The following is a 20,481-nucleotide window of genomic DNA, read 5'->3' as shown; positions in this document are numbered from 1 at the left end:
CTCAGGAGACTCGCATGACCGATATCGTGATCGTGGCCGCCCAACGCACTGCGGTGGGCAAATTCGGCGGCACCTTGGCCCGGACCCCGGCGCCCGACCTCGGCGCCCACGTGGTGAGGGGCCTGCTGGCCAAGGCCGGCGTCGAGGCGGATGCCGTCTCGGAAGTCATCATGGGCCAGGTGCTCGCCGCCGGCTCGGGGCAGAACCCGGCGCGCCAGACGGTCATCAAGGCCGGCCTGCCGCAGTCGGTGCCCGGCATGACGATCAACAAGGTCTGCGGCTCGGGGCTCAAGGCGGTGATGCTGGCGGCGCAGGCGGTGAAGTGCGGCGACGCCGAGATTGTCATCGCCGGCGGCCAGGAGAACATGAGCGCATCGCCCCACGTGCTGCTGAACTCACGCGAAGGCAACCGCATGGGCGACTGGAAGATGGTCGACTCGATGATCACCGACGGCCTGTGGGACGTCTACAACCAATACCACATGGGCACCACGGCCGAGAATGTGGCGAAGAAGCATGGCATCAGCCGCGAGATGCAGGACGCACTGGCACTGGCCTCGCAGCAGAAGGCCGCCGCCGCGCAGGAAGCTGGGCGCTTCAACGACGAGATCCTGCCCTTCAGCATCGCGCAGAAGAAGGGCGACGCAGTGGTTTTCGCGGCCGATGAGTTCGTCAACAGGAAGACCAGCGCCGAGGCGCTGGCCGGTCTGCGGCCGGCCTTCGACAAGGCCGGCTCGGTGACGGCGGGCAATGCCTCGGGGCTGAACGACGGCGCCGCTGCGGTGCTGGTGATGTCGGCGCAACGCGCCGCCGCCCTGGGCCTGACGCCGCTGGCGGTGATACGCGGCTACGCCAGCGCCGGGCTCGACCCCACCATCATGGGCATGGGTCCCGTGCCGGCCTCGCGCCTGTGCCTGCAGAAGGCGGGCTGGAACGCGCAGCACCTGGACCTGATGGAGATCAACGAAGCCTTCGCGGCCCAGGCCTGCGCGGTGAACCAGGAAATGGGCTGGGACACCAGCAAGATCAATGTCAACGGCGGCGCCATCGCCATCGGCCATCCGATCGGCGCGTCGGGCTGCCGCATCCTGGTGACGCTGCTGCACGAGATGCGCCGCCGCGGCGCCAACAAGGGCCTGGCGTCGCTGTGCATCGGTGGCGGCATGGGCGTGGCGCTGGCAGTTGAACGCGCCTGATTTTTTTCATCAACCCGAGGAAACAAGCGATGACTCAACAACGTGTGGTGCTGGTCACCGGTGGCATGGGCGGCCTGGGCGAGACCATCTCGACCAAGATGGTGGACGCTGGCTACAAGCTGGCGGTGACCTATTCGCCGGGCAACCAGAAACATGCCGAATGGCTGGCCCAGATGAAGGCCGATGGCTACGAGATCCTGGCCGTGCCCTGCGACGTGGCCGACTTCGATTCCTGCACCCGGGCCGTGGCCGAGGTGCAGAGCAAGCTCGGCATGGTGGACGTGCTGGTCAACAACGCGGGCATCACGCGTGACATGACCTTCAAGAAGATGGACAAGATCAACTGGGACACGGTGCTGCGCACCAACCTCGACAGCCTGTTCAACATGAGCAAGCAGGTGGCCGACGGCATGGTCGAGCGGGGCTGGGGCCGCATCATCAATGTCTCGTCGGTCAACGGCAGCAAGGGCGCCTTCGGCCAGACCAACTATTCGGCGGCCAAGGCCGGCGTGCATGGCTTCACCAAGGCGCTGGCCCTGGAGGTGGCGAAGAAGGGTGTCACTGTCAACACCATCTCGCCCGGGTACATCGGCACGAAGATGGTCACGGCGATCCCGAAGGAGGTGCTCGACAGCAAGATCCTGCCGCACATCCCGGTGGGCCGCCTGGGCAAGCCCGAAGAAGTCGCCGGCCTGATCATCTACCTGGCTTCGGAAGAAGCCGCCTTCGTGACGGGCGCCAACATCGCCATCAACGGCGGCCAACACATGCAATGAGGAGACCCACTTGATCAAACATGGCATCGATCAGGACGCGCTGATCAGGCAATTCTCGCAAGCCAGCGCCAAGCAGGGCGAAGCCTTGCGCAAGGCCGTCAACGAGGCCACGCTGAAGGCCTTGCAGGGCCGCGAGCTGACGCTGGTCAATATCAAGCAGGTGCTGGGCACGGTGGCCAAGGCGGCCTCTGCCGGTGCGGCCGGCAGCTCGCTGGACCAGCCCGATGTGGAGGGCCTGCTGGCCAAGGCCTTCACCGGCATGGACACGGCACTGGTGCAGGCCGTGCAGGCCCATCGCAAGGCCTTGCAGCAGTTGGTCGACCAGGGCGCGAGCCTGCGCGAGACTCAACTGAAGAAGGCCGTGGCCGACATCGAGAAGATGGAGGACAGCCTGTTCGCCGCGGTGCGCAAGGTTGCAGCCGGCAGCGGGCCATCGCTCGAAGGGCCCTGGGCCGGCGTGCTGAAAGCCATGCAGGGCAGCGGCACCGGCACCGGCGCGCTGGCCAACGCCACCGTCGAGCAACTGATGGACAGCGTGCAGAAGGGCCTGAAGGATGGGCGGGCACTGGGCATGAACGCCTCGCAGGCGATGCTGGACAGCTACACCACGCTGGTCAGCGGTGTGCTGATCGGCCTGTCCGAAGCGCTGGAGCCGCCGGCCGCTCCACCGGCGTCCACCCGGTCGCGCAAGGCCTGAGAGGCTGAGAGCCCACCGATGGACGCCCTGATCCTGGCCCGCCTGCAATTCGCGGCCAACATCACCTTCCACATCTTGTTCCCGACGATCAGCATCGCGCTGGGCTGGGTGTTGCTGTTCTTCCGCTGGCGCTGGCTGCGCACCCGGCCGAGCGGCGATGTCCAGCAGGCCCAGGCCTGGCTCGATGCCTATCGCTTCTGGACCAAGGTGTTTGCGCTGACCTTTGCGCTGGGGGTGGTCAGCGGCATCACGATGAGCTTCCAGTTCGGCACCAACTGGCCAGGTTTCATGGAGCGGGTGGGCAATATCGCCGGGCCGTTGCTGGCCTATGAGGTGCTGACCGCCTTCTTCCTCGAAGCCGGATTCCTTGGCGTGATGCTGTTCGGCCACGGCAAGGTCAGCGAGCCGGTGCACCTGATGTCGACCTTCTTCGTCGCCTTCGGCACCACGCTGTCGGCGTTCTGGATCCTGGCGCTGAACTCGTGGATGCAGACGCCGGCGGGCTACGAGATCGTCAACGGCGAGTTCCAGGTCACCAGCTGGCTCGCGGTGATCTTCAACCCCTCGTTCCCGTACCGCTTCACGCACATGGTGCTCGCCTCGGCCCTGACCTGTGCCTTTCTGTTGACCGGTCTGTCGGCCTGGCAGGTGCTCTCGGGTGTCGGCCAGCGTTCGGCGCCGCAGGTGATGCGTACCGGGCTGACCTTGGCGGCGGTGCTGATTCCGGTGCAGATCTTCGTCGGCGACCTGCATGGCCTCAACACGCTGCGTCACCAGCCGGCCAAGATCGCTGCGATGGAGGGTGTGTGGGCGACCGAGCGCGGCGCGCCGTTGCTGCTGTTCGCAATTCCCGATGCCGCGCAGCGCAAGAACCACTTCGAGATGGCGGTGCCCAAGGCCGCGAGCCTGATCCTCACGCACCAGGCTGATGGCGAGATCCGCGGCATGAACGATTTTCCTGGTGCGCACCCACCGCCGCTGCCGGTGTTCTTCGCCTTTCGCCTCATGGTGGGCATGGGGCTGCTGATGCTGGCCGCCAGCTGGGGCGGCTGGTGGCTGTACCGGCGCACGGCCTGGCAGCCGGCGAAGTTGCCGAGGCCGCTGCTGTGGCTGTTCGCCGGAATGACGTTTTCGGGATGGGTGGCCACGGTGGCCGGCTGGTACGTCACCGAAATCGGCCGCCAGCCCTTCATCGTGCATGGCCTGGTGCGCACCGCCGAGGTGGTATCGAAGGTGCCGTCGTCGATGATCGGTCTGAGCCTGGCGCTGTACATCGCGCTGTACCTGGGCCTGATCGTCGCCTACCTGGCGGTGCTGAAATACATGGCCGAAAAGCCTGAAGACGTGTTGCAGCGGGATGCGGTGGAGCAGGCCGCCACGCCGGCGGGTGCCATCACCTCGCCGGTCATCCAGGCAGGCGCGTGATGGGCTGGCTGACCTTTGACACCGCGCTGCCGGTGATCTTCATGGCGCTGATGGGCACGTCAATGCTGATCTACGTCATCAGCGACGGTTACGACCTGGGCGTGGGCATGTTGATGCACCGCGCCACCGACGCCGAGAAGGACGTGATGGTGGCCTCGATCGGCCCGTTCTGGGACGCCAACGAAACATGGCTGGTGCTGGGCATCGGCATCCTGCTGGTGGCCTTCCCGAAGGCGCACGGCCTGGTGCTGGGCGAACTGTACCTGCCGGTGACGCTGATGCTGATCGGGTTGACCCTGCGCGGCGCGGCCTTCGACTTCCGCGTGAAGGCCAAGGACACGCACAAGCGCACCTGGGACCGCCTGTTCTTCGCCGGTTCGACCTTGGCCTCGATGGCCCAGGGCTGGATGCTCGGGCGCTATGTCAGCGGCTTTGGCACCGGCTGGAACTACCCGTTGTTCGCCGGCGCCATCGCGCTGGCCCTGCCGATGGCCTACGTGCTGATGGGCGCCACCTGGCTGGTCATGAAGACCGAGGGGCCGCTGCAGGAGCGTGCCGTGCACTGGGCGCGCATCGCCTGGGCGCCGATGGTCTGCGGGCTGGCGCTGATCTCGATGGCCACGCCCTGGGTCAGCACGACGGTGCGCGAGCGCTGGTTCACGCTGCCGGGCATCATCGCCTTGTCGGCCATTCCGCTGACGACCCTGCTGTCGCTGCTGGCCGTGCGGGGCCTGCTGCACACCCGTCTGGTGCGCGGGCCGCTGTGCTGGCTGCCGTTCGTGCTGTTGATACTGGTTTTCGTGCTTGGTTTCCTGGGCCTCGCCTACAGCATCTACCCCTTCGTGGTGATCGACCAGCTGACGATCTGGCAGGCCGCCAGCAGCCCGGCCGCGCTGAAAGTGATACTCGTCGGCGTGTGCATCGCGGTGCCGGCGATTGCCGGTTACACGGTGTTCTCCTACCGGGTGTTCCGCGGCAAGACCGGGGAGCTGAGGTACGCGTGAGGCCGGCAACGCACGCCGGTGTTGGCTGCACGGTCCAACACCGTGCTCCCACCGATGCGCTGCGGCGGCGCCTGTGCGATACCTGTGGCATGCCCTCAAGTGAACAGCACCGCCCCATCGCCGCCACCGCCCCTCTGCGCAGGCCCATGCCCTGGCATGGATTTCCACGCTGGTGTGCCGCGCTGGGCCTGATGCTGGTGGTCGCCTACTTCGGCCACCAGGTGGCGTTGCAGGCCGGCTTGATGCGCCTGCGCGAAGCGGCCGCTCACCGGCTGGACATGCTGGCCACCGGCCTGGAGGCCGACCTGTCACGCTTCGATTACCTGCCCGCGTTGCTCGAAGTCACCCCGGTCGTCCCCGATTTGCTGGAGTCCCCCGCCGACCACCAGTTGCGCGACGCCGCCAACCGCTACCTGGGCGGTGTCAGCGCAACCGCAGGCGCCGAAATGCTCTTCGTGCTCGACGCGGCTGGCACCTCGCTGGCCGCGTCCGACTGGCAGGAAGCGGGTACCACGATTGGTCAGGACCTGTCGTTCCGGCCGTACGTGATCGACGCCGTCCAGCAGGGGCGCGGCCGTTTCTATGGCGTGGGCATCACCAGCCGAAGGCCGGGCTATTACCTGTCCTATGCGCTGCGCCGGGGGAACCTGCTGCGTGGCGTGGTGGCCGTCAAGGTCAGCATCGAGGACGCCGAGCGCGCCTGGCGCAACCTGCCCGGTGACGTGATGCTGATCGACGAGCGGGGCGTGGTGATACTGTCGACCCGTGGCGATCTCAAGTACCGGCCGGTGGCACCGCTGCAAGACAGCCAGCGTGCGGAGGTGCAGCGCTCGCGGCCCTATGGCGAGGCCACGTTGGAGCCGTTGGACTGGGTCGCGTTGAAAGCCCCGGCCAACGAGGTGCATCAGGTGGTGCTGGACGGGCGGCTGCACCTGGCCTCGACGCGCCTGCTGCAGCACACACCGTGGCGCCTGGTGGTGCTCGATGATCTGGCGCCGGTGCAGGCGATGGCACGCTACGCGGCTGTCACCGCCAGCCTGGCGATGGCGGTGCTGGTGCTGGTCGGGGTCACGCTGTGGCAACGCCAGCGCGCGATGCGCCACAAACTGGCGAGCCAGGCCGCGTTGCAGGCGGCGCACGACAGCCTGGAGTCCACCGTGGCCGCCCGCACGGCGGAGTTGCGTGCGGCGCAGGCCGACCTGATCCATGCCAGCAAGCTGGCCGCGCTGGGCCAGATGTCCGCCGGCATGGTGCACGAGCTGAACCAGCCGTTGACGGCGATGCGCACCCTGTCGGAGAGCGCAGGTATCCTGCTTGACCAGGACCGGCCTGAGGAGGTGCGCGGCAACCTGCGCCGCATCGCCGGCTTGGTGGACCGCCTGGCCCGGCTGACATCGCAACTGAAGACCTTCGCCCACAAGAGCGATGCGCCGGTTGCCGCCGTGGCGCTGGCGCGCTGCATCGCCGATGCGCAAGCCCTTGTCGGCTCCGAGCTGCAGGCCCGCGACATCGTCGTCGAGGTCGATGTGCAACCACCGGGCTTGAGCCTTCTGGCCGACGAGGCGACGATGGGCAGCCTGCTCATCAACCTGTTCCGCAACGCGATCGATGCGATGCAGGGCGCACCGCAGCGCATGTTGAGCATCCGCGCGCGCGCCAGTGGCGGCCGGGTCAGCCTGACCGTCTGCGACAGCGGACCCGGCATCCGCGCCGACATCCTGGCGCGCCTGTTCGAGCCCTTTGTCACCAGCAAGCCCGCCGGTGCAGGCCTGGGCCTGGGCCTGGTCATCTCGGCCCAGCTGGTGCGCGGTGCCGGCGGCTCGCTGCAGGCCGCCAACCGCGCCGAAGGCGGTGCCTGTTTCACCGTCGACCTGCCCGGCGGCATCCCCAAGGAGTGAACCCACAGTGAGCGAAGCGATTGCCATCCATGTGCTGTTGATTGAAGACGATGAAGACGTGCGGGCCAGCAGCACGCAGGCCTTGACCTTGGCCGGTTTCGAGGTCGAGGCCTTTGCCAGCGCCGAGCGTGCGCGTGCGCATATCAGCTACGGCGCGCCGGTGATCGTCGTCTGCGACGTCCGCCTGCCGGGTCTGAGTGGTACCGACTGGCTGCCCGAGATCCGCAAGATCGACGCCGAACTGCCGGTGGTGCTGGTGACCGGCCACGGCCACATCGCGATGGCGGTGCAGGCGATGCGCGAAGGTGCCTACGACTTCATCGAGAAACCGTTCACGTCGGAGCGGATGCTGGCGGTCGTGCGCCATGCGGTCGAGCGGCGACAGCTGTCGCTCCAGGTGCGCAAGCTGCATGACTCGCTGGAAAACTGGCATGGCATCCAGGCGGTGCTGATCGGCCGCTCGCCCCAGATGCAGCAGGTGCGGCGCACGGTGATGACCCTGGCCGAAACCTCGGTTGACGTGCTGATCTATGGCGAGACCGGCACCGGCAAGGAACTGGTCGCGCGCTGCCTGCACGACAACAGCGAGCGCCGGCGGCACCATTTCGTGCCGATCAACTGCGGCGGCTTGCCCGAGGCCCTGGCGGACAGCGAACTCTTCGGCCACGAAGCGGGTGCCTTCACCAGCGCGAACAAGGTGCGCGTGGGCAAACTCGAGTACGCCCATGGCGGCACGCTGTTCCTCGACGAGATCGAGAGCATGCCCATGGCTGTGCAGATCAAGTTCCTGCGCGCGCTGCAGGAGCGCAGCATCGAGCGGGTCGGGTCCAACAAGGCCATTGCTGTCGATTGCCGCGTGGTGGCGGCCAGCAAGGACGACCTCAAGACGCTGAGCGACCAGCAGAAGTTCAGGGCCGATCTCTACTACCGCATCGGCCTGGCCTTCATCGAGTTGCCGCCCCTGCGTGAGCGCCGCGAGGACATCCCGCTGTTGTTCGAGCACTTCACGTTGCTGGCGGCCAGCCGCTATCAACGCGCGGCGCCGCTGCTCTGCAGCGCCCAGCTCGCCGAGCTGACGGCCTATGCCTGGCCCGGCAATGTGCGCGAACTGCGCAACGTGGCCGACCGCTTCGTGCTGGGTCTGCTGGGCGACAGATTGACGCTGAGCCCTGGCAACGGCGAGCGAGCGGCCGGCCTGCCGCTCGGCTTGCCGCAGCAGGTCGAGCACTTCGAACGCACCGTGATCGTGGAGGAACTCCGGCGGCAGAAAGGCGATCAGCCCGCCACCGCGGCCACGCTGGGCATTGCGCGGCAGACGCTCCACGACAAGCTTCGCCGGTTCGGCATCGCGGCCGAGGAGTTCAGGGCCCCTAGATGCTCTCGTTGCTGGTCAACCTCCGCTGCATGCCTCGCGCGAGGCTGACAGTCCCGGGCGGAACTGGGCCGTGTCGCCAAGCTCGACCAGGGGCTCGTGCGCCAGCCCCTCGGCGTCGACCCATGGCGACAGCACGTAGCGCGCCAGGTTGCGGCGCCAGTACCCGCATTGCTCCTGCAGCGCCGCTGCGTCGCGCTCCAGGTGGTGCTTCGGGCATCCGCCCCAGCACAGCGGCAGGAACGAGCAGCCGCCGCAGCGCGACTCCAGCGTGGGATCGTAGGCCGCCCACCACCCGTGATCGGAAACCGGTGCCGCCGCCTCCAATGGCTGGATCGGGATGACGCGCCTTCGGGGCGGGTGCAACGTGCCCACGGCACGGCTGGGTTCGGACACCTGGAGTCCGCATCGATAGAGCGCCTTGTCCGCGCCGAACACGACCGAGTCATCGGCGAGCGCAGCGCAAACACTCATTCGCGGCTGCAGTTGTCCGTTGGAGACGTACGGATCCTCGAAACGAACCGAGTCTCCGCATTCGCTGCGCATCTGCGACGACAGCGCATCGAACGAACGGGAGTCCAGCCCATGATCGAGCATGAACCTGGAGCGCTCCGAATAGTGCGCGAGGCGAGCGGGCGCGACGATGATCGGAAACCCGCGCTCGAACCATCCGCGCTCCCGGGCCATGGTCATGAGCGGGACCGCATCGCCGGCGTTGCCGGGGTCGATGTTCACACGCAGATCGACCCGGACGTGGTCCAGCAGCGCGTCGATCAGCGCGACCGCTTTCGTGAAGGACGATACGCCGTCGCCGGGGAGGTGCTGGCGGCGGTAGCGGCGGCGCCGGCCGTGTTCGTGCTCCAGGCCGTCCAATGAAATCTGGACTTCGTGAATGGCGTGGCGTGCCACGAAGGCACCCACGTCGTCGGGCCACAGCGTGCCGTTCGAGACGATGGAGGCCGCATAGGCAACATCGCGCTCGCGGCACAGGGCCTGCAGCGACTGCGACAGGACCTCGATCAGGTCGGGGTTGAGCAGCGGCTCGCCCCCATACCAATCGACATGCAACGAGCGCTTGCCCGATGCATCGAGGCGCTCGGTCACCCATCGCGCGATGGTCTCGGCATCGGAGGCGTCCAGCCGTTGTTGGCTGCGCTCCTCGTAGCAGTAGTAGCACGCGAGGTTGCAATCCAGCGTGGTGGTGATCGTGACCACCATCGGTGCTTCACGCCTGGCATTCCAGAATCGGCGGCGCACCTCCGCGACCTCGTCGAAAGCCGGGTCGACAAGAAAGCCCCCTTGGACCAGCCGCGCGAGCACGTCTGCCTGCCAGCCCTCGCGCGACCACGCCTGCACGGACGAGCTCAACTCGGCGCCCAGCGACGCCGCGGCCTCGCCTTCGAGCACCCAGGACACGCCGGTGCGCCCGTTGAACAGGACGACACGTTCGCCATGGACGAACGAAAAGTTGTAGCGCGATGCCAGCAGCGTGGCCGGGATCGGCAGTGGCGCGCCCATGCCGCGCCTACCTGGACTTGGGGGCCGGATTGATGACGTCCGAGCCGATGTCGATGATGGCCAGGCAGGCGCCGCCCATGCCGCACAGCCGCGCGGCTTGCGACACCTTCTTCAGCTCGGGTGTGTTGAAGACGACTTCGCGGACTTCGAACCGCATGCCCTTTTTCAACTGGACCGCGGGCTTCTTGTCGTCGCTGACGATGAGCCGCATCGTCGCGGCTGCCTTCGATGTTTTGGTTGCCATCGGGGTCCTCCAATCGTGCAGCGGTGAATTGCCGCGAGGAAGAAAGTTGCCACACACGTTCGCGTGAGTCAATGCGGCAACGGCAGCGCCGACGGCGAGTTGTCCCCAACATTGAGGATGCGAAGGGGCACCGCGCCCGCAACGGCGTCGCGGAGCCGGAGGACGGACCCGCAGAACCTCGCCGGGCCGCATGAATGCTGGCTTTGCAGCAGGTTCTGGATTCTTGACGCGTCAACAGTAACGGCGCTGCAACCGCTGAAGCCGGGTGTTTCAAGCCCTGGCGCTCGTCACGTGCCGACGTGATAGTGCAGACGCTCCGGGACGTTCCGGAGGGAGGCATCAAAATGACATCACCGGGCACGGCGATTCGTCGCCATCTCATGGTCCTTCTCGCTGGCGGTCTGCTGGCGGGTGTGCAGCTCACGGCTGTGGCGCAGGGCAACTACCAGCAGACCCACACGGGGGAGGGCACCTTCTACGGCTATGGCGGCGGCGGCAACTGCTCGCTGCCCAAGCCCACCGGCATCCTCACCGTGGCGATGAACACGGCTGACTACAACACCGCTCAGGCCTGCGGCGCCTGCATCGAGGTGACCAACCTCAACACGCAGCAGAAGGTGACGGCGCGCGTCGACGACCGCTGCCCCGAGTGCGCTCCCGGCGACGTGGACCTGTCGCAGGAGGCCTTCGCGAAGATCTCGCCGATCGAGGCCGGACGCATTCCCATCCGCTGGCGCTACGTCTCGTGCCCGGCCCCGTCGGCGAAGCTCTTCTTCAAGGAAGGGTCCAGCCAGTGGTGGGCGGGCGTGCAGGTGCGCGACCACAGCAGCCCGGTGGCATCGCTGGCCTACCGGCCCAGCAGCAGCGGCGGCGCGTTCACCACGCTCGGCCGCGAGATGTACAACTACTTCATCGCGCCGAGCGGCATGGGGCCGGGGCCGTACGACATCCAGGTCACGGACGTGTTCGGCCAGAAGATGACCGCCTCGGGCGTCGCGCTGGCGGTGACGACGGAGATCGATCTCGGCCAGCAGTTCCCCGCGGTGCTGCCGGCGCCGGGCGATGGCGGATCGTCCGGCGGTGGCGGAAGCACGCCGGCACAGCCGGCCACGACCAGCATCAGCGTGGCCAACGAGTGGGCCCAGGGCTATTGCAGCAACGTCACCGTCACCAACCCGAATGCCACACCGCTGAACTGGACGGTCTCGTTCCCGGTCACCGGCACGGTCTACTCCACCTGGAACGCCACGCTGTCGCAGAGCGGCAGCACCGCCACCGCTGTGGGTGTGTCGTGGAACCAGACACTGCAGGCCGGCGCCAACACGTCCTTCGGGTTCTGTGCCAATCGGTGACCGCAGCGGGCTGAACCGTTTGCACCGAAGCGCTTCGGCCACCGTCTTGCAGACGGTGGCCGGCGGCCAGGAGTACATGACTCCCTCGGCGCGGCGCTGCCTCACTCGAGGTTCTGCACCTGCTCGCGCATCTGCTCGATGGCCACCTTCATCTCCACCGAGATGTTGGTCAGCTCGATGGAGGACGCCTTCGAACCGAGGGTGTTCGCCTCGCGCAGCAGTTCCTGGATCAGGAAGTCGAGGCGCTTGCCCACCTCGCCGCCTTTTTTCAGCAGGCGGGCAACCTCGTCCAGGTGAGAGCGCAGGCGGGCGAGTTCCTCGGCCACGTCGATGCGGATCGAGAAGGCCGCGGCTTCGTTGACAGCGCGCTCGTGCAAGGTTTCCTGCGAGATGGTCTGGGCGGCGTTGGTGGCCACCAGGGCCTCGTTCCACCGGTCGAGGAACCGCTGGCGCTGGCGCTCGATGGCGGCGGGCACCAGCGGCTCGGCGTCGGCGGCCAGTTCGTGCAGGCGCTTCACGCGGTCGAGCAACACCGTCACGGTCTTGGCCCCTTCGCGTTCGCGGGCCTCGAGCAGGCCGGCCACGCAGCGTTTGGCCGCGTCGAGGGCGGCGTCATCGAGCTTCTCGCTCGGCGCGCTGCCCTTGCACCACTGCAGCACCTCGTGCACGGAGAGCGCCTGCGCCTTCGGCAGCCAGCTCTGCACGGTGCCTTCGAGCCGGCCCAGGCGGTTGAGCTGATCGGGCTGCGGCTGCGGCCACGACACCTCGCTGTCGCGGTGGGTGTTCAGGCGCAACTCGATCTTGCCGCGGCGGAACGTGCCGGTCAGCAGGTCGCGCAGCGCGGGCTCCAGCGCACGGAACTCGTCGGGCAGCCTGAACCCCAGGTCGAGGAAGCGGCCATTGACAGAGCGCAGTTCCACCAGCACGCTGGCGGCCGAAGCCGTGCCAGCACGCGCAGGGGCTCCGTCACCCGCCGCTGTGGTATCCGTCGCAGATTGCGCCCCGGCGGTGGCGCTGGCATACCCGGTCATGCTGTAGACTGGCATTCAATTTATCGCATTGCAAAATCCGATTATGTCAAAGCCGAAGCCCGCACCACTGCCGAGCGGCACCGTGGTCGGTGGGTACCAGATCATCAAGAAATTGGCGGCAGGCGGCTTTGGCGTTGTTTACCTCGCCGAAGACGCCGAACGCCATCTCGTGGCGGTGAAGGAATATCTTCCTTCCTCGCTGGCGGAGCGTGCCCCGGGCGAACTCACTCCCCGGGTCAAGCCCGAGAAGCAGCCACTGTACCGCCTGGGCCTGAAGAGCTTCTTCGAAGAAGGGCGTTCGCTCGCGCAGATCAGCCACCCGAGCGTGGTGAGCGTGCTGAACTTCTTCCGCGAGAACGAAACCGTGTACATGGTGATGAACTACCTGCAGGGCGACACCCTGCAGGACTTCATCGTCACCGCGCGCGACCTCAAGCGCGACAAGGTCTTCCGCGAATCCACCATCCGTTCGCTGTTCGATGAAATCCTGCGCGGCCTGCGCATCGTGCACCAGCACAAGATGCTCCACCTGGACATCAAGCCGGCCAACATCTTCATCACGAACGAGAACAAGGCGGTGCTGCTCGACTTCGGCGCGGCACGCGAGGTGCTGAGCAAGGAAGGCAACTTCATCCGCCCCATGTACACGCCGGGCTTCGCCGCCCCCGAGATGTACCGCCGCGACGGCACGCTGGGCCCCTGGACCGACATCTACGCGATCGGTGCCTGCATCTATGCGTGCATGCAGGGGTACCCGCCCAACGATTCCCCGCAGCGCATCGAGAAGGACCGCCTGGCGCTGAGCCTCTCGCGCCTGCGCAATGTGTATTCCGACAACCTGATCGAAGTGACCGAGTGGTGCATGTCGCTCGACCCGTTGTCACGCCCGCAGAGCGTGTTCTCCCTGCAAAAAGAACTGGCGCGCGAGACCGAACGGCGCTATACCAAGCTCAGCTTCAGCGAACGCCTGAAGTTGCAGCTCGAAAACCTGACCGCCAAGAGTTGAACGATGCGATTTTCCGTGTATCAGGTCAGTCGCAGGGGCGGCCGCGAGAAGAACGAAGACCGCATGGGCTATTGCTACACGCGGGACTCGGGTCTTTTTGCGCTGGCCGATGGCATGGGTGGCCACCCCGAAGGGGAGGTCGCCTCGCAGCTCGCACTGCAGACCCTCGCCGCGATGTTCCAGCGCGATGCCAAGCCCACGCTGAAGGAGCCCATGCGCTTCCTTCACGAGGCCATCATTGCCGGCCACCACCAGCTGCTGCGCTACGCCACGCAGAAGGCGCTGATCGACACCCCGCGCACCACCGTCGTGGCCTGCGTGCTGCAGGGCAATTCGGCGTACTGGGCGCACTGCGGTGACTCCCGCCTGTACCTCGTGCGGGGCGACAAGCTGATCGCCCGCACCCGCGACCACTCATACTCCGAACTCCAGGAGACCATGAGCCACGTGGTGCCCATGCCGGAACGCTTCAACCGCAACGTGCTGTTCACGTGCCTGGGCAGCCCGGGCAAGCCGGTGGTCGACACCGTGGGCCCGCTGCTGCTGCAAAGCGGCGACCGCCTGCTGCTGTGCTCCGACGGCCTGTGGGGCACCGTGAGCGACACCGTCATCACCGAGCAGCTGGCCCGCAACGGCATTGCCGACGCGGTGCCCGAACTGGTCGAGCAGGCGCTGCGCAACGGCGGTGCCAAGAGCGACAACGTCACCGTGCTGGCCATGGAATGGGAGTCCGCCGAGGACAACGACAGTGGCGGCGGGGTGTCCACCCAGTCGCTCGGCGAGGAGGTGTTCGCCTCCACCATCCAGGCGAGCGTGCTGGGTGAGGCGCCGGCCGACGAACTCGACGACGCCGAGATCGAGCGGTCCATCCGCGAGATCAACGAAGCCATCAAGCGCTCGTCCCAGAAGAAGTCCTGAACGCACGCGTATTCCCCTTGCCTCGCCCCGCCTTGCAGCGGGGCGTTTTACCTTTGAGCCGGATCTTTCCATGACCTTCGTTCGTCCCCTTGGCCGTGCCGCCAACGCCCTCCGCCCGGTGACCATCACCCGCCACTACACCAAACACGCCGAAGGGTCGGTGCTGATCGCGTTCGGTGACACGAAGGTGCTGTGCACTGCGTCCGTCGAAGAAAAGGTGCCCGGCCACAAGAAGGGGTCGGGCGAAGGCTGGGTCACGGCCGAGTACGGCATGCTGCCCCGCGCCACGCACACCCGCAGCGACCGTGAAGCGGCCCGCGGCAAGCAGAGCGGGCGCACGCAGGAGATCCAGCGCCTGATCGGCCGATCGCTTCGTTGCGTGTTCGACCTGAAGGCGCTCGGCGAACGCACCATCCACCTCGACTGCGACGTGCTGCAGGCCGACGGTGGCACCCGCACGGCGGCCATCACCGGCGCCTACGTGGCCGCGGTGGACGCGGTGCGGTCGTTGCAGAAGGCCGGCAAGATCGTGGAGTCGCCCATCCGCCAGGGCGTGGCCGCCATCTCGGTGGGCATCGTCGAAGGCACGCCGGTGCTCGACCTCGAGTACGTCGAAGACTCGGCGTGCGACACCGACATGAACGTCGTGATGACCGCCGGTGGCGGTTTCGTCGAGGTGCAGGGCACGGCCGAAGGCGTGCCGTTCTCGCGCGGCGAGATGGCCACGCTGATGGAACTCGCCGACAAGGGCATCCGCGAGCTCATCGAGGCGCAGCGCGCCGCGCTCGCCGACTGACCACCATGCGGCTCGTCCTCGCGTCCAACAACGGCAAGAAGCTCGCCGAACTGCAAACGCTGTTCGCGCCGCTGCCCCTCGAACTTGTTACCCAGGGGGCGCTCGGCATCGGTGAGGCGGAGGAGCCGCACGTCACCTTCGTCGAAAACGCGCTGGAGAAGGCGCGCCACGCCGCACGCGAGGCGAAGGCGCCGGCCATCGCCGACGACTCGGGCCTGTGCGTGGACGCGCTGGGTGGCGCGCCGGGGGTGCTGTCGGCCCGTTATGCCACGCTGTTCGGCCAACCCAGGTCGGACGCGGACAACAACCGCGTGCTGCTGGAACAGCTGCGGCCGCACACCGACCGGCGTGGCCGGTTCGTCTGCGCGCTGGTAGCCGTGCGGTCGGCTGACGACCCCGAACCGCTCATCGCCTTCGGCCGCTGGGATGGCGAGGTGCTGGCGGCGCCGCGCGGTGACAGCGGGTTCGGCTACGACCCGCTGATGTGGATCCCGTCGCTGTCGGCCAGCGTGGCCGAACTGACGGCGGCCGACAAGAACCGCCTCAGCCACCGCGCCATCGCGTCGTTGCAGATGCTGGCGATGATGCGGGAGGTGTGGCGCCTTGGCTGACATCCCGCTGGTTGCGGCCTCGTCGCCCGACGAGGCCGGCGTGGCACCCGAGGACATGGTGTCGCGCTACATGCGACCGGGCGTCTTGTCGCTCGGGGCGCTGCCCCCGCTCGCGCTGTACGTGCACCTGCCGTGGTGCATCAAGAAGTGCCCTTACTGCGATTTCAACTCGCATGAATCGCGCGGGCCGGTGGCCGAGGCGGCGTACCTCGCCGCACTGCGCGCCGACCTCGAGGCGGTGCTGCCGCTGGTGTGGGGCCGGCGGGTCCACAGCGTGTTCATCGGGGGCGGCACGCCCAGCCTCTTTTCCCCGGAGGCCATCGACCAGCTGATCACCGACCTGCGCGCGCGCCTGCCGTTCGAGCCGGGCATCGAGATCACGATGGAGGCCAACCCCGGCACCTTCGAGCGCGACCGCTTCAAGGCGTTCCGCGCGGCGGGCGTGACGCGCCTGTCGATCGGCGTGCAGAGTTTCGACGACGAGTTGCTGAAGGCCCTGGGCCGCGTGCACGACGCCGCGCAGGCCCATGCCGCGGTGGCCGAGGCGCGCGAGCACTTCGAGACGTTCAACCTCGACCTGATGTACGCGCTGCCAGGCCAGTCGGTGGACCGGTTCGCCGCCGACCTGGACCGCGCGCTGGCCCACGAGCCGCCGCACCTGTCCGTGTACCACCTGACCATCGAGCCCAACACGCTGTTCGCGAAGTACCCGCCGGTGGTGCCCGATGACGACACCGCGTCCGACATGCTCGACGTCATCACCGAGCGCACCGCCGCCGCGGGCCTGGAGCGCTACGAGGTTTCCGCGTTCGCGAAACCCGGGCACCGCTGCCAGCACAACCTGAACTATTGGCAGTTCGGCGACTACCTGGGCATCGGCGCCGGGGCGCACACCAAACTCACCTTCCCGCACCGCGTCGTTCGGCAGATCCGCTACCGCGACCCGGCGAAGTACCAGGCGCAGGCCATGTCGGGCCAGGCCGTGGCAAAGGACGAAGAAGTGCCGCGCGCGCAGTTGCCGTTCGAGTTCATGCTCAACGCGCTGCGACTGCGCGAGGGTTTCGAGCTGACCCGGTTCACCGAGCGCACCGGGTTGCCACTGACGGCCATTCGCAAGCCACTCGAGGAAGCGGAAGCCAAGGGCTGGATCACCCGCGACTTCGCCCGGGTCGAGCCCACGGTGCGCGGGTTCGATTTCCTGAACGATCTGCAGGCGCTGTTTCTCTGAGGGTGATCGAGGGCGGGCGCGTGCAGCGGGGCTGCTTGGCGCCTGTTGCGCGTCGAAGAGGCACCCGGCTTCGCACCGTGCCTCACGGCTTCGCTCCGCGAACCTGTCGCCCCGTGGGCGGTGGCACGCTGGTGCCCGACCCATGCACGCGACATGTGAAACATGATCCCCATCAGCCGAAGCCAGGCTGGCTGCTCAAGCGAGACGGCCGCCGACCGCACACAGCGTCCCGCCGACACACTGCGGCAGGCAGGCACGTCGCTGGAGGTCAGCCCTGCGCTCGCCGATCTCGCTCACCGGCCACCGCCGGGCGCGCCGATTGAACGAGTTGTTCTGCGGCAAAGCGCACAAGTCCGTTCAGTGCCGACTGAAACGCTGCCGATGGCCGCCTACCTGTTGGCTCGAGGGCTGGACGGCAAATCGCCGAATCAAAGGGATGTTGCCCGGTTGGACCCTGCCGACGAGGTGGTCCGCAGCACGCGCACCACGTTCAGTGTCGGACGGGGCAACGTCGATGCCGACATCTTCCGCAGCCATTTTCAAAGCGAAATTTGCGCCTCGGCTGCGCGGACCCTGCATCGCGATCGCATCGATTCCCGGATTCACGACGATGAGAGCGCCAACTACTATGCGCTGTGCGCCATGACAGGCAAGGTGTTTGGCGCAGGGGTTTGCGACAACTACGCAGCCACGGCGGCGTTCTCGTATGGCGCCGCCGCGCAGCAGTTGGCTCACCCGCCAGCTGAGGAAGTGCACCTGGTGATGCACAAGCAGCAGAAGCATGTCTGGGCAGAAGTCGGCCCGTCTGATGCCCAGGAGTCGAGCGTCGTGGTGGACCCCTGGGCCGACGGCTCTGCGGTGTTCGCGGAAGACAGCCGGTTCGCAAGCCGACGCACGCGCTTGTCCACCAATGCGTCGCTTTCTCTCTCCGATGCGGCCGACCTCAACCACTGGACGGATGCGCATTCGCAGATGATCCGCTCCGACGAAGACGACATCGCCACCCGCCTCGACCAGGCCAGGCAAGAGGTGCTGGGCACGTCCGGCGGCGCGTTCAAGAGATGGCGCCCGCAGCCCGTGCTTGGCGACCAGTTCCTGGCTCGTACGCAAGACCGTCTGCGCACGAACGATCCTTGGAAAGTCGTGCAAACAGAGGTGCTGGCCACCGGCGTTGCGAGATTGCTGGACGTCCACAGGGTGCCCGACCTGTTGTCGGAAGCCCCGAAGATTGTCGAGGAAACGAAGGCCCTGGTCGAACGAGGAATCGAAGCCGGGAGGTCACGTCGTTGAGGAACAAGTGCTGACGACGAGGTGACCCGGATACGATCGCCCGGGTCCCCCGGGCGACCGGCGCGGAGCGCCGCAGCACCGCAGCGCCTGGACACAGTGGGTCCCGATGAACTCACGCCCGGCTTTCGTGAATGGGATGACCGAGTATGGCGAGCGACGCGCAGCGAGCAACGCCCCGAATCGCGAACGCCAGGCAAGCGAGCGAAGCGAAGCGCCAGATCAAGCTACCGCCGAGCCCGGGTCCCCCGGGCGACCGCGGGCTCCCCCTCGGGGGGACCGGCGCGAAGCGCCGTAGGGGGCTCCATCACACGCGGTTCGTCGACATGCCTGCCGTGGAGCGCAAGCGTTCGATCAACTTCGGCGCGATCTGCGTGAGCGGCAGCACCTCGTGGGCGGCACCGGCGTTGATCGCCTCGCGCGGCATGCCGAACACGACGCAACTTGCTTCGTCCTGCACGTAGTTGTAGCTGCCAGCGTCGCGCAGTTCCTTCATGGCCTTCGCGCCGTCGGCGCCCATGCCGGTGAGCATGATGCCCAGCGCGTTCGGGCCCACCACGCGGGCGGCGGACTTGAACAGCACCTCGACCGACGGGCGGTGGCGGTTGACGGGTTCACCTTCCTGCACCCGGGCGATGTAGTTGGCGCCGCTGCGCTCCACGCTCAGGTGCAGGCCACCCGGTGCGATGTACGCGTGGCCGGGCAGGATCCGTTCGCCGTCCTGGGCTTCCTTGACGCTGATGCGGCACAGGCCGTCCAGGCGCGCGGCATAGCTGCGCGTGAACCCCGGCGGCATGTGCTGGGTGATCACGACGGCCGGGCAGTCCGGCGGAAGGTTGATCAGCACTTCCTTGGTGGCCTCGGTGCCGCCGGTGGACGCGCCGATGAAGATGATCTTTTCGGTGGACAGGCGGCCGATCGACGCCGGCACGGCCGGCCGGGCAGCGGCCGGGGCACCCGGCGCCGCGGGGGCCGGCGCGTGGTGCTTGCGGATGGTGGCCTTGGCCGCGATGCGCACCTTGTCGGTGATGTCCTCGGCCAGCAGGCGCAGCCCGTCGGCGATGCCGATCTTGGGTTTGGCGACGAAGTCGACGGCGCCGAGTTCAAGCGCCTTCATCGTGACCTCCGCCCCACGTTCGGTCAGCGTCGACACCATCACGACCGGCATGGGCCGCAGGCGCATCAGCTTGCTGAGGAAGTCGATGCCGTCCATGCGAGGCATCTCGACGTCGAGGGTGATGACGTCGGGGTTGAGTTCCCGGATCATTTCACGGGCGACCAGCGGGTCGGCCGCGGCACCGACGCAGACCATGTCGGCCTGGCGGTTGATGATTTCGGTGAGGAGGCTGCGCACGAGCGCCGAATCGTCCACCACCACCACGCGTGTCTTTGCCATGTTGTCGTTCTCCTTCCCGGGGATGCCGGAACGTTTGAGGAGGTTGTTGTTGGTTGTCCGGGGTCAGAACAGGTCGACCGAACCGCCGCCGGTGGCGGCAGGCACGGCCTTCTGTGCGGCGGCGCGGTCCTGCGCCACCAGCGAATCCGTGTTCGTGGGCGCCAGGCGCTTGACCATGGCCTTGCCGCTGAACGGCAGGAAACACACCTTGCGCGGGTACACGTCCAGCACGTCCTTCGAGACGATCGGGATGCGTTCCATCTTCAGGTAGTCCATCACGAAGGCGGTGTTGCGTTCGCCGACGTTCATCGTCGTCATGCCGCTGACCACCTGGCCGCCGCCGAACACCTTGGCTTCCATGGTCATGCGGTTCGCACCGCGTTTCATCATCTCGTTGATCAGCAGTTCCATCGCGTACGAGCCGTAGCGGCCCGAATCGCCTGCGCCATCGGGCAGCATGAAGTGGTTCATGCCGCCGACCTTGGCGTTGCGGTCATAGATGCACGCGGCGATGCACGAGCCGAGCGTGGTCATGATCAGCATGTCCTCGTGGTACACGAAGTACTCGCCGGGCAGGATCTTGACCGCATCGTTCTTGAAGTGGGCGTCGTAGAAGAAGAACGAGGCCTCGCCGGGTTTGCGGGGCGCCGCCTTCAGGCGGTCGAGGCGGGAAGCCGGGGCGGTCGAGGTCAAGGCCATGGTGGATCCGTGCTGGGCAGGAGAGGT

General features: G+C 67.1%; 19 protein-coding genes. 14 read left to right on the top strand and 5 right to left on the bottom strand.

What is annotated here, in order from left to right; all coding sequences use genetic code 11:
• The first annotated feature begins 14 nt into the window (after positions 1–14).
• The 7 genes from ASC87_RS29280 (at position 15) to ASC87_RS29250 (ending at position 8,419) form a co-directional block, all read left to right on the top strand.
• A complete protein-coding gene (locus tag ASC87_RS29280; protein WP_056671512.1) occupies positions 15–1,196 on the top strand; it encodes an acetyl-CoA C-acetyltransferase in 1,182 nt (393 codons plus the stop codon).
• Positions 1,197–1,225: 29 nt separating this feature from the next.
• Entirely contained in the window at positions 1,226–1,972 is a 747-nt protein-coding gene (gene phbB, locus ASC87_RS29275) for an acetoacetyl-CoA reductase (RefSeq protein WP_056671510.1), read from the top strand.
• A 10-nt stretch (positions 1,973–1,982) separates the two neighbouring features.
• Positions 1,983–2,669: a DUF6781 family protein gene (locus ASC87_RS29270; RefSeq protein WP_056671508.1), complete on the top strand. Its 687-nt coding sequence runs from the start codon at positions 1,983–1,985 to the stop codon at positions 2,667–2,669.
• Between the two features lie 18 nt (positions 2,670–2,687).
• Complete coding sequence (locus ASC87_RS29265; RefSeq protein WP_056671506.1) at positions 2,688–4,094, top strand: cytochrome ubiquinol oxidase subunit I; 1,407 nt, start codon at positions 2,688–2,690, stop codon at positions 4,092–4,094.
• Complete coding sequence (locus ASC87_RS29260) at positions 4,094–5,098, top strand: cytochrome d ubiquinol oxidase subunit II (protein ID WP_056671504.1); 1,005 nt, start codon at positions 4,094–4,096, stop codon at positions 5,096–5,098. Before ASC87_RS29265 ends, ASC87_RS29260 begins: the two co-directional genes overlap by 1 nt.
• 89 nt (positions 5,099–5,187) lie before the next feature.
• On the top strand, positions 5,188–6,996 hold the full coding sequence (locus ASC87_RS29255; protein ID WP_056671502.1) for an ATP-binding protein: 1,809 nt from the start codon (positions 5,188–5,190) through the stop codon (positions 6,994–6,996).
• A 7-nt stretch (positions 6,997–7,003) separates the two neighbouring features.
• Entirely contained in the window at positions 7,004–8,419 is a 1,416-nt protein-coding gene (locus tag ASC87_RS29250; RefSeq protein WP_056671500.1) for a sigma-54 dependent transcriptional regulator, read from the top strand.
• On the opposite strand, the gene ASC87_RS29245 is transcribed toward ASC87_RS29250, so the two are convergent.
• Together ASC87_RS29245 and ASC87_RS29240 are read right to left on the bottom strand one after the other, a co-directional pair.
• Positions 8,387–9,886, bottom strand: a complete 1,500-nt coding sequence (locus ASC87_RS29245; protein ID WP_056671498.1) for a radical SAM protein — start codon at positions 9,884–9,886, stop codon at positions 8,387–8,389. The genes ASC87_RS29250 and ASC87_RS29245 overlap by 33 nt on opposite strands.
• 7 nt (positions 9,887–9,893) lie before the next feature.
• Entirely contained in the window at positions 9,894–10,130 is a 237-nt protein-coding gene (locus ASC87_RS29240; RefSeq protein ID WP_056671496.1) for a hypothetical protein, read from the bottom strand.
• A 380-nt stretch (positions 10,131–10,510) separates the two neighbouring features.
• On the opposite strand from ASC87_RS29240, the gene ASC87_RS29235 reads away from it, so the two are divergent.
• Positions 10,511–11,482, top strand: coding sequence for an expansin EXLX1 family cellulose-binding protein (locus tag ASC87_RS29235; protein WP_056671494.1), 972 nt, complete (start codon positions 10,511–10,513; stop codon positions 11,480–11,482).
• 101 nt (positions 11,483–11,583) lie between these two features.
• On the opposite strand, the gene ASC87_RS29230 is transcribed toward ASC87_RS29235, so the two are convergent.
• Positions 11,584–12,528 (bottom strand): YicC/YloC family endoribonuclease, encoded by a 945-nt coding sequence (locus ASC87_RS29230; protein WP_082569047.1) that lies wholly within the window; start codon positions 12,526–12,528, stop codon positions 11,584–11,586.
• A 28-nt stretch (positions 12,529–12,556) separates the two neighbouring features.
• On the opposite strand from ASC87_RS29230, the gene ASC87_RS29225 reads away from it, so the two are divergent.
• The 6 genes from ASC87_RS29225 (at position 12,557) to ASC87_RS29200 (ending at position 18,362) form a co-directional block, all read left to right on the top strand.
• Positions 12,557–13,519: a serine/threonine-protein kinase gene (locus ASC87_RS29225; protein WP_056671489.1), complete on the top strand. Its 963-nt coding sequence runs from the start codon at positions 12,557–12,559 to the stop codon at positions 13,517–13,519.
• Positions 13,520–13,522: 3 nt separating this feature from the next.
• The gene (locus tag ASC87_RS29220) at positions 13,523–14,437 is read left to right on the top strand and encodes a PP2C family serine/threonine-protein phosphatase (protein ID WP_056671487.1); all 915 of its coding nucleotides are present in this window, start codon (positions 13,523–13,525) and stop codon (positions 14,435–14,437) included.
• 70 nt (positions 14,438–14,507) lie between these two features.
• Positions 14,508–15,233 (top strand): ribonuclease PH, encoded by a 726-nt coding sequence (gene rph / locus ASC87_RS29215; protein ID WP_056671485.1) that lies wholly within the window; start codon positions 14,508–14,510, stop codon positions 15,231–15,233.
• 5 nt (positions 15,234–15,238) lie between these two features.
• Positions 15,239–15,844, top strand: coding sequence for an RdgB/HAM1 family non-canonical purine NTP pyrophosphatase (rdgB, locus tag ASC87_RS29210; protein ID WP_056671483.1), 606 nt, complete (start codon positions 15,239–15,241; stop codon positions 15,842–15,844).
• Positions 15,845–15,899: 55 nt separating this feature from the next.
• The gene (gene hemW / locus ASC87_RS29205) at positions 15,900–17,072 is read left to right on the top strand and encodes a radical SAM family heme chaperone HemW (protein WP_056671591.1); all 1,173 of its coding nucleotides are present in this window, start codon (positions 15,900–15,902) and stop codon (positions 17,070–17,072) included.
• A gap of 162 nt (positions 17,073–17,234) precedes the next feature.
• Positions 17,235–18,362, top strand: a complete 1,128-nt coding sequence (locus tag ASC87_RS29200) for a hypothetical protein (protein WP_157604448.1) — start codon at positions 17,235–17,237, stop codon at positions 18,360–18,362.
• 304 nt (positions 18,363–18,666) lie between these two features.
• Here ASC87_RS29200 and ASC87_RS29195 read toward each other — a convergent pair whose 3' ends face one another.
• Both ASC87_RS29195 and cheD read right to left on the bottom strand, forming a co-directional pair.
• Positions 18,667–19,755, bottom strand: a complete 1,089-nt coding sequence (locus tag ASC87_RS29195; RefSeq protein ID WP_056671479.1) for a chemotaxis response regulator protein-glutamate methylesterase — start codon at positions 19,753–19,755, stop codon at positions 18,667–18,669.
• A 63-nt stretch (positions 19,756–19,818) separates the two neighbouring features.
• The gene (gene cheD, locus ASC87_RS29190; protein ID WP_056671477.1) at positions 19,819–20,454 is read right to left on the bottom strand and encodes a chemoreceptor glutamine deamidase CheD; all 636 of its coding nucleotides are present in this window, start codon (positions 20,452–20,454) and stop codon (positions 19,819–19,821) included.
• Positions 20,455–20,481 lie beyond the last annotated feature (27 nt).

Origin of the sequence: Rhizobacter sp. Root1221 (genome assembly GCF_001425785.1) — a bacterium.
Lineage (GTDB): Bacteria > Pseudomonadota > Gammaproteobacteria > Burkholderiales > Burkholderiaceae_C > Rhizobacter.
The sequence above is the reverse complement of the archived record's forward strand: the minus strand, read 5'-3'. Positions and strand labels throughout refer to the sequence as shown.

Coding starts and splice junctions, on each gene's coding strand:
- ASC87_RS29260 (WP_056671504.1), top strand. CDS start 4,094: ATGGGCTGGCTGACCTTTGACACCGCGCTGCCGGTGATCTTCATGGCG.
- ASC87_RS29200 (WP_157604448.1), top strand. CDS start 17,235: ATGATCCCCATCAGCCGAAGCCAGGCTGGCTGCTCAAGCGAGACGGCC.
- hemW (WP_056671591.1), top strand. CDS start 15,900: ATGGTGTCGCGCTACATGCGACCGGGCGTCTTGTCGCTCGGGGCGCTG.
- cheD (WP_056671477.1), bottom strand. CDS start 20,454: ATGGCCTTGACCTCGACCGCCCCGGCTTCCCGCCTCGACCGCCTGAAG.
- rph (WP_056671485.1), top strand. CDS start 14,508: ATGACCTTCGTTCGTCCCCTTGGCCGTGCCGCCAACGCCCTCCGCCCG.
- phbB (WP_056671510.1), top strand. CDS start 1,226: ATGACTCAACAACGTGTGGTGCTGGTCACCGGTGGCATGGGCGGCCTG.
- ASC87_RS29235 (WP_056671494.1), top strand. CDS start 10,511: ATGGTCCTTCTCGCTGGCGGTCTGCTGGCGGGTGTGCAGCTCACGGCT.
- rdgB (WP_056671483.1), top strand. CDS start 15,239: ATGCGGCTCGTCCTCGCGTCCAACAACGGCAAGAAGCTCGCCGAACTG.
- ASC87_RS29195 (WP_056671479.1), bottom strand. CDS start 19,755: ATGGCAAAGACACGCGTGGTGGTGGTGGACGATTCGGCGCTCGTGCGC.
- ASC87_RS29265 (WP_056671506.1), top strand. CDS start 2,688: ATGGACGCCCTGATCCTGGCCCGCCTGCAATTCGCGGCCAACATCACC.
- ASC87_RS29225 (WP_056671489.1), top strand. CDS start 12,557: ATGTCAAAGCCGAAGCCCGCACCACTGCCGAGCGGCACCGTGGTCGGT.
- ASC87_RS29230 (WP_082569047.1), bottom strand. CDS start 12,528: ATGCCAGTCTACAGCATGACCGGGTATGCCAGCGCCACCGCCGGGGCG.
- ASC87_RS29240 (WP_056671496.1), bottom strand. CDS start 10,130: ATGGCAACCAAAACATCGAAGGCAGCCGCGACGATGCGGCTCATCGTC.
- ASC87_RS29220 (WP_056671487.1), top strand. CDS start 13,523: ATGCGATTTTCCGTGTATCAGGTCAGTCGCAGGGGCGGCCGCGAGAAG.
- ASC87_RS29255 (WP_056671502.1), top strand. CDS start 5,188: ATGCCCTCAAGTGAACAGCACCGCCCCATCGCCGCCACCGCCCCTCTG.
- ASC87_RS29245 (WP_056671498.1), bottom strand. CDS start 9,886: ATGGGCGCGCCACTGCCGATCCCGGCCACGCTGCTGGCATCGCGCTAC.
- ASC87_RS29280 (WP_056671512.1), top strand. CDS start 15: ATGACCGATATCGTGATCGTGGCCGCCCAACGCACTGCGGTGGGCAAA.